General features: G+C 33.7%; 12 protein-coding genes. 11 read left to right on the forward strand and 1 reads right to left on the reverse strand.

Features of this window, described 5'->3' with window-relative positions; all coding sequences use genetic code 11:
* The first annotated feature begins 46 nt into the window (after positions 1 to 46).
* The 11 genes from ACTJFD_RS05745 to ACTJFD_RS05795 all read left to right on the forward strand — a co-directional run bounded on the left by ACTJFD_RS05745 (position 47) and on the right by ACTJFD_RS05795 (position 13,192).
* A complete protein-coding gene (locus tag ACTJFD_RS05745) occupies positions 47 to 928 on the forward strand; it encodes a VOC family protein (RefSeq protein ID WP_442260261.1) in 882 nt (293 codons plus the stop codon).
* Between the two features lie 509 nt (positions 929 to 1,437).
* Positions 1,438 to 2,880 carry an amino acid permease gene (locus tag ACTJFD_RS05750; RefSeq protein WP_442260263.1) on the forward strand — a complete coding sequence of 481 codons (1,443 nt, stop codon included), beginning with the start codon at positions 1,438 to 1,440 and terminating at the stop codon, positions 2,878 to 2,880.
* Positions 2,867 to 5,284 carry a YhgE/Pip family protein gene (locus ACTJFD_RS05755; protein WP_442260264.1) on the forward strand — a complete coding sequence of 806 codons (2,418 nt, stop codon included), beginning with the start codon at positions 2,867 to 2,869 and terminating at the stop codon, positions 5,282 to 5,284. The genes ACTJFD_RS05750 and ACTJFD_RS05755 overlap by 14 nt, the downstream gene beginning before the upstream one ends.
* 19 nt (positions 5,285 to 5,303) lie before the next feature.
* Positions 5,304 to 6,293 carry a choloylglycine hydrolase family protein gene (locus ACTJFD_RS05760; protein ID WP_442260266.1) on the forward strand — a complete coding sequence of 330 codons (990 nt, stop codon included), beginning with the start codon at positions 5,304 to 5,306 and terminating at the stop codon, positions 6,291 to 6,293.
* A gap of 15 nt (positions 6,294 to 6,308) precedes the next feature.
* Positions 6,309 to 7,691 (forward strand): glutamate decarboxylase, encoded by a 1,383-nt coding sequence (locus ACTJFD_RS05765; RefSeq protein WP_442260268.1) that lies wholly within the window; start codon positions 6,309 to 6,311, stop codon positions 7,689 to 7,691.
* Positions 7,692 to 7,719: 28 nt separating this feature from the next.
* The gene (locus ACTJFD_RS05770) at positions 7,720 to 7,989 is read left to right on the forward strand and encodes a hypothetical protein (RefSeq protein WP_442260270.1); all 270 of its coding nucleotides are present in this window, start codon (positions 7,720 to 7,722) and stop codon (positions 7,987 to 7,989) included.
* A 26-nt stretch (positions 7,990 to 8,015) separates the two neighbouring features.
* A complete protein-coding gene (locus ACTJFD_RS05775) occupies positions 8,016 to 8,678 on the forward strand; it encodes a hypothetical protein (protein WP_442260272.1) in 663 nt (220 codons plus the stop codon).
* A 195-nt stretch (positions 8,679 to 8,873) separates the two neighbouring features.
* On the forward strand, positions 8,874 to 10,379 hold the full coding sequence (locus tag ACTJFD_RS05780; RefSeq protein WP_442260274.1) for a helix-turn-helix domain-containing protein: 1,506 nt from the start codon (positions 8,874 to 8,876) through the stop codon (positions 10,377 to 10,379).
* 37 nt (positions 10,380 to 10,416) lie between these two features.
* On the forward strand, positions 10,417 to 11,238 hold the full coding sequence (locus ACTJFD_RS05785; RefSeq protein WP_442260276.1) for a WxL domain-containing protein: 822 nt from the start codon (positions 10,417 to 10,419) through the stop codon (positions 11,236 to 11,238).
* Between the two features lie 21 nt (positions 11,239 to 11,259).
* On the forward strand, positions 11,260 to 12,075 hold the full coding sequence (locus tag ACTJFD_RS05790; RefSeq protein WP_442260278.1) for a WxL domain-containing protein: 816 nt from the start codon (positions 11,260 to 11,262) through the stop codon (positions 12,073 to 12,075).
* A 28-nt stretch (positions 12,076 to 12,103) separates the two neighbouring features.
* Positions 12,104 to 13,192 (forward strand): DUF916 and DUF3324 domain-containing protein, encoded by a 1,089-nt coding sequence (locus ACTJFD_RS05795; protein WP_442260280.1) that lies wholly within the window; start codon positions 12,104 to 12,106, stop codon positions 13,190 to 13,192.
* Between the two features lie 122 nt (positions 13,193 to 13,314).
* Here the strand turns inward: ACTJFD_RS05795 and ACTJFD_RS05800 are convergent, their stop codons facing one another.
* A complete protein-coding gene (locus ACTJFD_RS05800; RefSeq protein WP_442260281.1) occupies positions 13,315 to 15,087 on the reverse strand; it encodes an oleate hydratase in 1,773 nt (590 codons plus the stop codon).
* Positions 15,088 to 15,168 lie beyond the last annotated feature (81 nt).

The following is a 15,168-nucleotide window of genomic DNA, read 5'->3' on the forward strand; positions in this document are numbered from 1 at the left end:
TGTCGAGATGTTGTAATCATGAATTTTATTAGGAGGAAGTAACTATATGGAGAACTTTTCGTTAGATCCTAAAATACAGTTGTCATCTATAGCAATTAAAGTTAAAGATATAGATAAAATGGTTGGATTTTACCATCGTGTGATTGGTCTTGATCTGATTAACGAAGAGAATGACATGGCTATTATGGGAGTTGGATGTCAAAAACGAAAATTATTAGGTTTAATTTATGTTTCAGATGGGCAAGAAGGTGGCAATGACCGTATTGGTCTAAATCATATTGCTTATGTATTTCCTGAAAGAAAACAGTTATCAAGCTTTATTCGCCATTTATTAGAAATTAATTATCCGATTGATGGTAAAAGTGATCACGGTTATTGTGAAGCGATTTATATTACTGATCCAGAAGGTAATCGCCTATCTTTCACGTGGGATCGTCCGAAAGAAGAGTGGCCATTATTGGATGGTCGAATTGATGGTGTGACAAAAGAATTAGATGTTTATCGCATGATGGATGAAGAATTTGAAGAATACCATCAGATACCTAAAGAAACTAAATTGGGTAGTATTCACTTGTCCGTTGCTAATTTGGATAGAAGTTATGATTTCTATACTAAGATGCTGGGCTTTAAATTAAAGGATGATGATTTTGCAAGTGCTCATTATTTAACTTTAAATGAGTACCATCATCAAATTGCGTTGAATGCTTGGTCTCCAACAGGAACGACCCATTTGATTGAAGATAATGATTTGGGAGTCGATCATATTACTTTTAAAGTTCCGACTTTCGAAAGTCTTTTGAAAATTAAAGAGCATTTGGAAGAATTATCAATGGAGATGTATTTCAATAAAGGAAAGAAAATTATTGGTCTAATGGATCCTAACGGTATTCAAATTTGGTTTATGGTTTTTAAAAATAATCCTTGCTAGATAGATGATAACATGTATTTTTTATTTAACGAGAAGATTGAGTTATTAAAAGAGTTATTTATAGAATTATTTATAGAATTATTTATAGAATAAAAGAGTAGTAAAAAAGCTTTTAAAAGCTTTTTTACTACTCTTTTTTTGTTTATTTAGCAAAAAAATGATTTAAAAAAGAGCACAAACGAAAAAAAACATCAATATTTCACTATTTTTTAAAAATTGTTCTGATGAACCGACAAAATTTAAAAAGTGAAAGATGTCTTTTTTTATATACTAAGAGTGTAGTTGAGATAACAAAGAAATAAAAGAAACTAAAAGATATCAAGCCGTTGTTTTTACTTTAATTTGTTGTGTTAAATGGCTGTAATTATGGAAAACGTGATAATTTTAGTTAGTTTCGGTTAGTTGTTAATGAAGACTACTTTAAAAATAGTCAGATTTAAAAGGTCATCGAAACAGGAACTTACTAAAAAATAAAAGTAAGAGATGGCTAAGAAAGGAAAGATTTTAGGATGGATAAGAAAAAAATGTCACGTTTCAGTTTCTTTGCAATGACGGCGTCACTTTTTATAACCGTTTATGAATACCCAACGTTTGCCGAGTCAGGGAAGACACTGATCTTCTTTTTACTACTCTGTGGGCTAGCTTGGTTTTTACCCGTCGCTCTTTGTTCTGCTGAAATGGCAACAGTTGAAAAATATAAAGAAGGAGGTATTTTTGGCTGGGTTGGTAAAAGTTTAGGTGAAAAATATGGTTTTGCTGCTTTATTTTTTCAATGGTTTCAAATTACGGTTGGCTTTGTCACGATGATTTATTTCATTATCGGTTCACTAGCTTACGCACTAGATATGAAAGCACTAAATGAAAATCCAATGTTTAAATTTATTGCGGTGGTTGTCATTTTTTGGTTAATTACCTTAATGCAACTTCGAGGGACAAATGTGACGGCCAAAATTGCAAAAGCCGGTTTTATATTAGGAATTGTCGTTCCTGTTTTTATTTTATTATTTCTAACATTAAAATTTAAATTCTCAGGTCATGAATTTGCTTCATCCTTTACAGATAAAACCTTTTTACCAACAGCGGCAGATTTTCCTGCTCTGGTGACGTTCATGTTAGCTTATATGGGGGTTGAAGCTTCAGCACCCCATATCACTGAGTTAGAAAACCCTAAAAAAAATTATCCGCTGATTATGATAGCTCTGGTTATAGTAGGCATTGTTCTTAGTACAATAGGTGGGGCAGCAGTTTCAATGGTTGTTCCTGGTAAAGAACTATCTTTAAATAGTGGTGTTGTTCAAGCATTTGAAACGTTACTTTTAGAAAACAATCATCATTTAGTATGGTTGGTTAAAATAATGGCTCTTCTTTTAGCATTTGGAGTAACGGCGCAAGTTAGTTCGTGGACAGTGAGTCCTACGGAAGGGTTAAGATTTGTTGCTGAAAAAGGTTTATTACCAGCAAGGTTTAAAAAAGTAAATCGGGCAGGGGTTCCAGTTCCATTACTTATTGTTCAAGGAATATTAGTAACGATTTGGGCAGCTATTCTTACTTTAGGTGGTGGTGGAAATAATGTTTCCTTCCTAACTGCAATTTCGTTGACCGTTATTATCTATCTGAGTGCTTATGTGCTTCTTTTTATTGGTTACTTTGCCTTGATTTTGAAAAAGAAAAACCAAACATTAGAGAGAGCGTATCAAGTTCCAGGAGGTAATAAAGTAAAAATAATATTGGCAGGTGCTGGATTATTATTGTCTCTCTTGGCGATTATCTCTTCATTCTGTGCACCTAAAGAGTTACAGACAAGTCAAGCCCATCATTATATTTTGACTCTTGGCGTTAGTTATGTCATTACATTACTTGTTCCTTTTGTTTTTTATCATTTCTATTGTGAGAAAAAAATACCAAAACTACAAGATAAAATAGTAAGGAGTGACTGCGATGAAAATGATTAAACAAGAATTTATTCATATTTTTAAAAATAAAATTCTTTTGATATCCGTCGTTGCGATCACGTTTATTCCAATTTTATATGCTGGTTTCTTTGATAAATCAGTATGGGATCCTTATGGTCGTGCAAAAGATTTACCAGTAGCGATTGTGAATGAAGATTTACCGACAGAGATGTTGGGACAAAAAATAGATGTAGGCGATCAAATTGTTTCACAATTAAAAACCAACAAACAGTTAAAATGGGAATTTGTTTCAAAAGAGAAAGCTGAAAAAGGGATGAAAGACCTTTATTATTACATGATTGTTGATATTCCTAAAGATTTCTCTAAAAATTCGGCGACGCTTTTGGATAAAGAACCTAAAAAGATGGAAATTATCTATACAACAAATGGCTCATTAAATTATATTGGCGAAGAAGTTGCGGGTATGGGAGCAACGCAGTTAGAATCTCAAGTCCGTGATAATGTCATAGAAGCCTATGTGACAGCTTTGAGTGAGGTTGGTAAAGAAGCTGTTAAAGGAATTAATGAAGCAGCAGATGGTTCAAATCAGCTAGCAACTGGAACAGAACAGTTGGGACAAGGATTAACCAAGTATACCTCGGGCGTCGGCAGTGCTTATTCAGGCTCGAATCAGTTGGCGCAAGGAACGTCACAGCTTGCAAATAATATTGGTCCATTGAACGATGGTGTGTCCCAATTAACAACAGGAGCGAATCAATTAAGTACAGGATTAGGTACAGTGAATCAAAAAATTCAACCCTTGAGTGTTCAAATAGCTCAATTAAAAATTGGTTTAGATGAGTTAAATCAGGGAAGTCAAGAGTTAGAAACAGTTTTAAAGGATGTCGATCAGGCAATGGATGTTAATTCCAAAGCAACGATTGAAGCAAATATAAAAAAAATGAATCAAGATTTAGAACAATTAGTGACGCATGCTAATGAATTAGAAAAAGTTTCGGTTGATGCTTCTCAAGTAGCCAATGACTTGCAACAAGTTAGTCAGCGATTAACGCAACTGGAAACAACGTTACAAGTTGATTCTTCAACGGTTCAGAATAATATTTCATCCTTGATTAATGCACAAGATTCAATGGATGCGACGTTAAAAAATGAATTAATTCATTCGATTAATCAAGAAGTAGTTCAATTTGAGCAAGAAGTGAATCAAAAAATTGCTACTGAAACAGGAAAAATGACGCAAGAAATAAATCAAGCTATGGCTTCTTCAAATCAGTTGGTTGAGCAATCGACAGCATTAAGTGAACTAACTGGAGCATTAGCAAGCCAAAGTAAACAGCTCTCTGAATCTGTAAGTGAGATAGAGAAAGGAACTAATCAAGTGCTTGATACCTTTGATTTAGTTCCCAATCCAGCGAATGCAACACAATTAGTTACAGGATTAAATGAAGCAACGAATCAAGCAGAGCAAATGCTTCAAGCAGCACCGATGGCCTTTAGTGGAGCAAATCAATTGGCAGGAGGAAGTGCGCAACTCAGTCAGGGATTAAATGAACTGTCTGGTCAACTGCCGACATTGTCAAATGGCGTGAATCAACTTAATTCCGGTGCTGGGCAATTAACAAGCGGTTTGAATGAGCTTACACAAAATTCACCCCAGCTTATGTCAGGACAAGGACAGTTACAGACAGGAGCAGAACAATTGGCAACCGCTCTTGATAGTGCGAGTGAAATGGGTTCTAAAATTAAAATTAATGAAAAAAATATAGAGATGTTTTCTGATGCGACGAAACTTAAAAATAAAAAGTATAGTAGTGTTGCCAATTATGGAGAAGCTTTAGCACCTTACATTATGTCTTTAGCCTTGTTTGTCGGTTGTTTAGTCTTTAACTTTGTCTTTCCTATCCGACGAGTGTCTATAAAGGGACAAAGTAGTCGAGATTGGTGGTTGAGTAAAGTGGTTCTTGGGTTTGTTGTTTCAACAGCCATGGCTATCATCGAAGCGACCATCATGCTAGGTATCGGTTTACACGTCGATCATCTCGGTCAATTTTATCTCATGACCCTTGTTAGTGCTTGGTGTTATATGTTTATTGTCATGTTCCTTGCAATGACGTTTGATAATCCGGGGCGTTTTATCGCGATGGTTTTACTTGTTTTACAACTTGGTGGGGCAGGTGGAACCTTCCCAATGCCTTTAACGAATAATTTCTTTAATTTTATTCATCCTTACCTTCCAATGTCGTACTCGATTTATGGATTGAGAGAAGCCATTTCTGGTGGGATTGGTCAACCAATGTTTAATAAAAGCTTAGTTGTTTTATGTGTTTCTTGGATAGTCTTTGTTGCTCTATTAAGACTATCAATGGGATTTCTTCAAAAACATCATGAGGAAGGTATTTCAGAATTAGATGATAATCAAATGCTACAGGAATTAGAAAAATAAAAGAAAGAAGTGAATAAAAATGTGTACAAGTATTTATTTAAAAACAAAGGATCATCATCACTTGCTGTCACGAACAATGGATTTTGCTTTTCCATTAGAGGCAAAACCAACTTATTTACCGAGAAACTATCAATGGAAATCATGTTTAGATGCTAGAAGTCATCAAAATAAATATGGTTTCATTGGAGCTGGTCGCCTATTAGGTGAAAGTTATTTTGTAGCTGATGGTGTCAATGAAAAAGGATTAGCTGTTGCTGAATTATATTTACCCGGTGAAGTAAATTACCGTAAAAATAAAAAAGAGGAAGCACTAAATTTAGCACCCCATGAATTTATTTTATGGTTGCTAGGTCATTGTGCTTCAATAGAGGAGGTGGAAGACCAACTTAAAAATATTCATTTAGTAAGTGCTAAAGCGCCAATACTAGATATTGTAACACCACTACATTGGATTATTACTGATACAACAGGTCGTTGCGTCATCATCGAACCAACCGAAATAAAATTAATGGTTAAAGAAAATCCTATCGGTGTTTTAACCAATACGCCTTATTTTGAGTGGCATCTTGATAATCTACGTAATTATTTACATGTTCAACCAGAGCAATACAAAGAAAAACGTTTTGGTAATTATATTGCGAGACCCTTCTCACAAGGAACAGGAACATTGGGACTACCGGGTGGCTACACACCGCCGGAACGTTTTGTCAGAGCTGCTTTTTTTAGAGAACACATTGAGGAAGCACCAACTGAAGAAGCCGGTGTGCGAAATGCTTATCATGTATTAGCGACGGTTCGTATCCCAAAAGGAATTGTTATTGATCAAGACGGGCATTCTGATTACTCACAGTATGTTGGGACGATGTGTAATGAAACACAAAGTTATTATTTTACAGATTATGATCATCCAACGATTGTCAAAGTATGCTTAGATAAAAAATTATTGGCTAAAAATAACCCCTGCCAGTTTGATATCGAACCAGGTGGAGCCATTAAAACGATTAATTAAGGAGAATGAATAAAAATGACGAAAAAAGTAGAAGAAAACGAACCCATTTTTGGAACACTAGCCTCAAGTGAGGATATTATTATGAAACGTTTACATAAAGATCCGGTAGAACCAGAGGTGGCCTATCGTCTCATTAAGGATGAGTTAATTGATGAGGGGAATGCTCGCCAAAATTTAGCAACTTTTTGTCAAACCTATATGGATCCAGAAGCTACAAAACTCATGTCAGAAACGATGGAAAAAAATGCAATTGATAAATCTGAATATCCAGAAACAGCTGAGTTAGAAACAAGTTGTGTCAATATAATAGCTGATTTATGGAATGCCCCAGATCAAGAAAAGGCCATTGGAACGTCAACAGTTGGTTCGAGTGAAGCTTGTATGTTAGGCGGGATGGCAATGAAGTTCCGTTGGCGTGAACATGCTAAGAAGAAAGGATTGGATACTAACGCTAAGCAACCAAACTTAGTTATTTCTTCAGGCTATCAAGTGTGTTGGGAAAAATTCTGTGTTTATTGGGATATCGAACTTCGTGAAGTTCCTGTGGATGAAAAACACTTAAGAATGAATACAGAAGTTGTGATGGATTATGTGGATGACTATACGATTGGAATTGTAGGGATTTTAGGAATAACCTATACAGGTAAATTTGATGATATTGAAAAGTTAGACGAGCTGGTTTCTCAATATAATCAAAAACATGATCAAGAAGTTGTTATTCACGTTGATGGTGCTAGTGGTGCGATGTTTGTTCCCTTTATTGATCCAGAATTACGCTGGGATTTCCGTTTGAAAAATGTCGTATCCATTAATACTTCAGGTCATAAATATGGCTTAGTTTATCCGGGAGTTGGTTGGATTTTATGGCGAGATAAAGAGTATTTACCTGAAGAGTTGATTTTTGAAGTGAGTTATTTAGGTGGAAATATGCCAACAATTGCGATTAATTTCTCTCGAAGTGCTAGTCAAATTATTGGTCAATATTATAATTTTTATCGTTACGGATTCAACGGTTACAAGGAAATTCATCAACGTACGAAAGAAGCAGCAATGACAATAGCTAAAGCAGTTGAAGCAACAGGTCTTTTCGAGATGTACAATGATGGTGAAAATTTACCTATAGTTTGTTACAAATTGAAAGATGAAACAGCGGTTGAATGGACATTATATGATTTGGCTGATCGTTTACAAATGAAGGGGTGGCAAGTGCCAGCGTATCCATTGCCTAAAAATCTTCAAGAAACGATTGTTCAACGATTTGTTTGTCGAGCAGATTTAGGTCAGAATTTAGCAGATGCTTTAATTCGAGATTTTAATCAGTCGATCGAAGAGTTAAATCAAGCACGTATTTTATATCATAATCAAGAAACACGTAAAACACATGGGTTTACTCATTAATAAAAACAATTAGAAAGGAAGAGATCAAATGACAACGATTGAAAAAACAGAAAAGAAAGAGGAGCGTGTGATTGCAAGAATCGTGAATACCATAAATCAGTTAGATGAAAGTTTACGCTCATTGGATAAAATTGAAGAGAGCAGTAAAACACAAGCGATAAAAAAATGGTACGAAGAGAAAAAAGCAATGCATGAAATCAAAAAGATCTTACATGAAGTTGGCCGTTATGAGCAATATGATGAAAAAGAATTAGAGCAGTGGAATACTGAATTAACTAAAATAATAGAAACAAAATAATAAACTAGAGAGTAGAGGGAAAAACAATGAAAAAAATCAAATTAGTAGGGACAACAGTAGGATTAGCCGTTTTAATTTTAGGATTAGGGGCTTGTTCTAAACAAGAAGTCAAAGGAAAAGTAGAAGAAGGTAAAATTAGTGAATCATCAACGATAGATGATGGTGATGAAATTGATACGGGAGAACTAACTTTAAAAGATGATGGCGATTTTAAAGAAATCGTCACTGGTAAAAATAATCCTAAAGTCAAATTTGAAGCGAGCTATAAAACAAATTGGTCAGATAACGAATGGGAAAATATTGATTTCAAAATTGATCGTGTGAAAGTCGTGGAAGTTGACAAATTTAAAGATGATGCTCAAGATGAAATTTTTCATGGTCTAATGTCAATGCACTATACAATAAAAAATGCAAGTGATGAAGAGGTAAGTATTCATCCAGATGAAGCAACGATTGTATTAAAGGATGGTAAAGAAATTAAAGGCGAACATTTTACTGATTATTGGGAAGATATTTTTGCTAAAGATAAAGAGAAAGACGGTCATGTTTATTTTAAATTTGATCAAATAGATCAAATGGATCAAATTAAAGAAATTAAATTAGATTTTAATGGGCATAAAAAAGGAAATGAAGAAGCCAAAGTAGAACATACCTACAATGTTGAATTACCTTTAGAATTACAAGAATAAAAAATCGCAAAACAAGATAATTAAAGGAAAAAAGAATTACCACTTCAGTTTGACGTCATTTATGATTTTGAACTGTGGTGGTTTTTTATATTTTTATACATAAAAAAGACATAAGTTGATAATACATTGTAAAAAAACGTAAAATAGTACATAATATAAACATATATATGTTTCTTGGAAAGGTGAGTCTGACATTTGGAAAAACAGCGATTAACATTACTCGAAAATACAAATCAAACCGCGATTAGAATCATTGAATTATTGGCCAATGAAGAACGTTGGTATTCAATTATCGAAATAAGCGAAACGCTAAATGTCGGTGAAAGAACGGTTCAACGTTATATTCATCAAATACTCGAAATGGTAGAAGAATTTAATCAAGAGACACAAATGCCAATGGAATTAGAATATGAAAAGTATCATGGCCTTTTTTTAAGATTTGAAAAAGGGGTTAACTTGACCGAATTTAAACGGTTTATTATCAATCAAGATGACACTATGCAAATTTTTCAAGCCATTATTTATGAAGAGTTTATCTCTGTCACTCATTATGCGATGGAATATTATTTAAGTGAAAGTTTGATTAGGAAGAGTTTGAAAAAAATAAAGGACTTTTTAGAAAGCTATAATTTGTCTTTATCTCGTAAAAACTTTCAAATTGTAGGAGAAGAAAAACAAATTCGACTTGTGATTTATGTATTAACTTGGATTACTTATAAGGGGACGATTTGGCCTTTTGAACCATTGGATGAAGAAAAAGTTTATCGGACTGTGGATGAGGTAACCGGAGCTTTAGAGGTTAATTTTTCAGAAGTTCAACGACGCCAAATGGCTTATTTATTAGCCGTTAATTTAATTCGTTTACGAAAGCATCACTTAGTCGAGATGGAAGACGCTTGGAAAGATTATATCTATGTTGAAAAATTAATTGAAACGGTTGATATTTTAAAAGAATTTATCCTTCAATATAATGTTCATGTGAAAGGAGAAATTTCATTTTATCTTTTATTGATTCAAGTGAAAATGAAAATGTATGAATCAACGCAACTCAAAGAAAGAATTTTAAGTTTTCATAAAAAGAAAAATTCTGATATTTATCAGGCAACGGTTCAATTAATGACAAAATTTAACGAGGAAATAGTAAGGATACCGTCGGAACTTTATGATCGTTTTTTTGTGGCAGCTTTTTGTGCCCATCTTTTTTGTAAACTTTTCAAAAATATATCAGTTGATATTGATGGACATAATATTTTAGAACATCTCGACTATCTTAATTTAGAGAGTAAATTACGTGATTTGCTAGAAAATCTTTATTTAGAAACAGGCAATCTCATTTTTTTAGAGACCGAATTTTTAGTTCAAAAATATTTTTTAAATTTTACAGCGATTAAAAAAATGTCACATTTTGAACCTGAAATAAAAATACTTTTAGAGAGTGACTTGCCTTTTTATTTAAAAAAAGTCATTAGTGATCGAATTTCAGACTATTATCGTCATACATTTAACTTATCTTTTATTAATGAAAATGAACGAGAAAAGGCTGATATCATTATGACGAATATCCCTTATCTTTTGAACAGTAAACTAGAACAATCCCCCTCTTTTTATTTCTTTGATACTCCATTAAAAACGAGAGATATTGTTTCTTTAAAAGATAAATTCTTTGAAATAGAAAATTTAAAATATGATAGGGCGAGTTAATTTTTTAGTTTAATGTGAGTAGTTAGGAGGAAAACAGGTGAAAAATAAACTTATTTTTTTAGTTGTCTTGCTTGTCTGTATCCCAATATCGATTGGAATCCAGACAGAAAGAGTCGAAGGGCAGCAAGAAACAAATACAAGTGGAACATTTAAAGCAGGAGAAAGGCCAATGCCGGATTTTCCTGAAGAAGGACCTGTTGGGGTAATCGAAACCTTAGATCAAGATGAAACAACAGCTTCTTTAAATCATCTTTATTTGACTCATGCACCGAGGATCTCTTTTGGCCAGCTGAGAATTGATCCTAAGAATAAAGAATATCCAGCTTTGCTAGAGAAAAGAACACAGCAAAATAAAACTTATTATTTACCACATACAGTGGGGGTCGCAGATTTATCAGGAAAAGATACCGGAGCATGGAAAGTGACGGTGAAGCAATTAGCACCATTTTATCAGGCTGAAAAGGCAACTTATTTAACAGATACGCGGTTACGGATTTATGGTAATACTGTAACTAATAATCGTTTATCATCTGTTGAATTAAAGAATAAAATCACAGGATTGAAGCAAGAAAATGGTCAATCCTTTGCAATGATCCCTGTTGAAAATCCAAGTGTTTCTTCGGTAAAAGAGAGTGAAGGTGAATTGGAAGTTCTTAAAAGTAATTCTTCCAGTCATAGTAGTAAAACGTACAGTAATTCTGTTTTTGAATCTCAGTATAAAAAAGAAAATTATACGAGTTCAGTTGGAGAAAGTAAGCAGACCTATGATGGTATAAAATTATTTATCCCAACGAGCGATAACCGTTTATTGGGAGCTTATGAAGCAGACTTAGTTTGGACGTTAACAGCGGAACCCTAATTTGTATTAAGGAGAATGATTATGAAAAAATGGAAACAAAGATTTTCTTACTTTCTTTTATTTCAACTTGTGGTTACTTCGTCGCTGGTCGTTTCGGCTGCGCCTTCTGCAGTCCCACCTAAGCAAGTAATAACAGAAGTTGAATTTAATCACTATTCCGGTGAGATCCCCGTTATTAAACCTGGAACAGTAGAAGAGAAAATCATTTTACCCGATGGAAAATCACCAGTGACTGTTGGTGGTGTTCAGTTAACTCATGTTCCTCATTTTAATTTTGGAATGGATAATACAATTGAAATAAAAGAAATGGCGTATCAAACGATGTTAGAACGATTTAAAAAAGTTGATGATGGAAGTGGAATGACAGGGTATATTCCACCGTTTGTTCAAGTTGGAGATACGAGCCAAAATACGAGTCACTGGAGTGTTCAAGTGGTACAAGATAACCTTTTTAATAATACTAAAAAAACACATGAATTAGCGAATACTCGATTAAAAATACACGAAGAAACGTTAACAAATAATGTGAAAAATAATCAAGTTAGCTCTATTTTATCGGGTGGCGATTATAGGACAGCAAAAGCAATTCCTGTAAGGACAGTTGATGGAAACGATAATAGTTTAACTGTCTTATCTTCACCAACTAGAAAAACTCAAAATAGCATTTCTTCGGTGGTTTTTAAACAAGACTATAAAGAAAATGACTATCAACCCAATTCAACTCAAAATGATAAAGTTAAAAATGGTGGGGTACGTCTTCATGTTCCGCAAAATGAGAAGATTTACTCACAAGAGTATCAAGCCAATTTAATCTGGACACTTACCGTTGGTCCATAAAATAAAAGTCACACTAAAGAGGAAAAAAATGAAACTAAAGATAAATCAATTTTTTTTAACCCTGATATTAATTTTTGGAATACTCGTTTTATTACCACTATCAGTTCAAGCGGGGGCAATTCCAGTTTCTGTTAGAGCAATACTACCTGAAAATCAATTAGGAGATGTCGATACTTTTTATCAATTAAAAGTTAAACCAGGACAGAAACAAGAATTAGAATTAGAAGTAACGAATACTAGCGATCAAAAAGTTAAGGTTGATTTGTCGATTAATTCTGCATCAACGGGGATGACAGGCAATTTAATTTATAATTTACCAAGTAAAAATCGTGATTCCTCTTTAAAAGTTGCACTGACAGATATTGCAAGTGTTGACGAAAGAGTTGAAATACCAGCAAAAGAAAAGAAAACAGTGAAAATTAAATTAAACGTTCCTGCTGAAGCTTTTGAAGGTGTTATATTGGGAGCTGTTAGAGTCGATGGTATTAATAGCTTAGCGGAAAATGAAAAGAATAAAGAGGAACAAACAGGTTTTACAATTAATAATAAATATGCCTATGCTATTGCTATTCAACTTCAAGAAACGGATGAACTAAACGTAACGCCCGAAATTAAATTAACAAAGGCTTTGTTTTCCCAAATTGCAGGACGAAATACGATTAAGGTTTATTTACAAAATCCAACCCCTATGATTATCAATGATTTAACTTATGAAGCGAAAGTTACAAGGAAAAATAAAGAAGAAATCCTTTATGAAAATAAAGTAAAAGATTATCGTTTTGCTCCGAACTCAACAATGGTATTTCCGATTGAAATGGGAGCAGAACGAGTAAAACCAGGCGATTATTCTTTAAAGTTACTAGCAAAATCAGGCGAAACCGATAAAGAGTGGCGTTTGGACTATTCTTTCACTCTTTCTAAAGAACAGGCAAAAAAACTAAATGAAACAGCAGTTGATATTGATCAAAGCTTACCAACGTGGTTAGTTATTTGTTTAACCTTAATAATCAGTTTATTGATTGTTTTAATCATTGGAATGTTTGTGTGGTTTATTAAAAAGAAAAAAAGAAGTCAAGAAAAAAAAATAAAAAAGAAAAAGAAGAAAAAAAATAAATAAAGAGGTTGACCAAAAAAAATTGCATCAAATCAATTTGCTAACTTATTGATTTGATGCGATTTCTATTTTGGGGGGATTAATAGTTTAAGATAAAAATTATTTACAGAACAACTTATTTTTAGTTAGTCAATGAGGTGATTTGTTTTTAATAGTTGATAGAGATTGGTGTCTTTTATTTTTTTTTGTTCTTTTTTTTCTAAATATTTGATGAAAAATGGAGAGTGAAGCTCTGAAATTTTTTTATCATCTAAAAGTAAGGAAGTTGCCTGAAGTAATATTCTTAGATCAAAAGCTGAATCAAAGACTTCTGGTACACTGCGATCGACCCCTAAAAGCGTATAAACGGCTTCCATTGCGGTTCTAACGGAGTACTCACTAGTTGAAGTAGCATCAATGGGTGTTTCAACGAAATTACCTAGGAAGGCTAAGTTTTGATAATCTTTTGGAACGACTTTTGGGCGGTCTTCTATTGCTCGAGGAAGAAATGCAGCTGTTGCAAATGGTAGCATAACCGGAATGGTGCGTGCTGAATTTTTAGCGATGTCTTTAATTTCATCTTCAGGGACACCAATATGATATAACCATTCTTGGGTAATTTCTTCACCGGTACATGCTCTCATTGGTTTCGGAATAAAATTACCAGGCTTGTCCGTTAAAAGTCCGTAAAGCCAAATCGTCGATTGCTGGTCGGCTTGTTGTTTAAAATGGGGTTGTCGACTAATGCTGTAACTCATTAACCAAGCGGAGTCTTTGATAGTTACCAAACCACCTGTAACAGCACTACCTGACAAAACTTTACGATGACTGATGTCTTCAAGATAAGGTGGAATCAAATCATCAAGGGTTGTTAGTGTCGCAGAAACAAAATGAGATTCATTAATATGGTTATAAAACTTTTCGGGATTGCCAAATGCTTGGTCTTGTTCAGCCATATTTTTCCATAGGCTGAAACTAGGTCCAATTGAATCATTCAAGATGGCAAATTCATGATGTGTTCCCATTGTTGAACTTTCGACGATACTACCGTTGGTGACAAAAACTAAGTCATTTTTAGAAAGTTGAATTTGTTTAGTTTTATCTTTTTCTAAAAGAATCATTTCTTTTGCTAGTTTTTCAGTTCCTGTTGATTCAACGATGATGTTTTTGACCGTTGTTTGATAAGAAAATTGTACCCCTTGATTTTTTAAGTAAGCAACAATCGGTAGGATAAGCGATTCGTATTGATTATATTTTGTAGATTTTAACTGAGTCATATCAGTTAGTTGACCAATATCCTGAATAAATCGACGCAAATACCGACGCATTTCAAGGGCACTGTGCCATTTTTCAAAAGTAAATTGAGATTTCCATAGTAACCAAAAATTAGAATGAAAGAAGTCTTTTGAAAAAACATCATAAATAGCTTTATCTTGTAGTGAGACTTCAGTTGCAATAAAGAGGTCATAAATTTCTTTTGAAGCTTGTTGTGTCAAAATTAACTGAGTTTCAGGATGTGCATTCAGTCCAGAATTTTCAATCACTCGTGTTAAAGAGACATTAGGCTCTTTTTTATTAAGCCAATAAATCTCATCTAAAACAGAGGCATCTTTGATTTCTAAAGATGGAATGGAACGATATAGATCCCAAAGACATTCAGAACGGGGATTGAGTTGTTGTTCAAAACGGATAATATATCCATGGTTATGAATATCGCGACCATCTAAACTTCCACCAGAAACATCTGTATTTTCAAAGATATGAATGTTTTTACCTTTCATCTTACCATCACGGATCAAAAAAGTTGCAGCCGCTAAAGAAGCTAAACTCGCTCCGACAAGATAGGCTTTTTTTTGCTTATTTTTTTCAGAAATAGTAGGTCGCGCAAAAGCTTCATAATTGCCATTTGAATATTCCATAGTTATTTCCTCCTAATAGGCTAAAAGTTAGTGGCAGTTCGTTTATACCACCTTTAACAAAAGGATACGCTAAAAAAAAAT

The sequence above is a fragment of the Vagococcus sp. genome (assembly GCF_052102835.1).
Classification (GTDB): Bacteria; Bacillota; Bacilli; order Lactobacillales; family Vagococcaceae; genus Vagococcus.

Coding starts and splice junctions, on each gene's coding strand:
- ACTJFD_RS05755 (WP_442260264.1), top strand. CDS start 2,867: ATGAAAATGATTAAACAAGAATTTATTCATATTTTTAAAAATAAAATT.
- ACTJFD_RS05770 (WP_442260270.1), top strand. CDS start 7,720: ATGACAACGATTGAAAAAACAGAAAAGAAAGAGGAGCGTGTGATTGCA.
- ACTJFD_RS05775 (WP_442260272.1), top strand. CDS start 8,016: ATGAAAAAAATCAAATTAGTAGGGACAACAGTAGGATTAGCCGTTTTA.
- ACTJFD_RS05750 (WP_442260263.1), top strand. CDS start 1,438: ATGGATAAGAAAAAAATGTCACGTTTCAGTTTCTTTGCAATGACGGCG.
- ACTJFD_RS05790 (WP_442260278.1), top strand. CDS start 11,260: ATGAAAAAATGGAAACAAAGATTTTCTTACTTTCTTTTATTTCAACTT.
- ACTJFD_RS05800 (WP_442260281.1), bottom strand. CDS start 15,087: ATGGAATATTCAAATGGCAATTATGAAGCTTTTGCGCGACCTACTATT.
- ACTJFD_RS05760 (WP_442260266.1), top strand. CDS start 5,304: ATGTGTACAAGTATTTATTTAAAAACAAAGGATCATCATCACTTGCTG.
- ACTJFD_RS05765 (WP_442260268.1), top strand. CDS start 6,309: ATGACGAAAAAAGTAGAAGAAAACGAACCCATTTTTGGAACACTAGCC.
- ACTJFD_RS05795 (WP_442260280.1), top strand. CDS start 12,104: ATGAAACTAAAGATAAATCAATTTTTTTTAACCCTGATATTAATTTTT.
- ACTJFD_RS05745 (WP_442260261.1), top strand. CDS start 47: ATGGAGAACTTTTCGTTAGATCCTAAAATACAGTTGTCATCTATAGCA.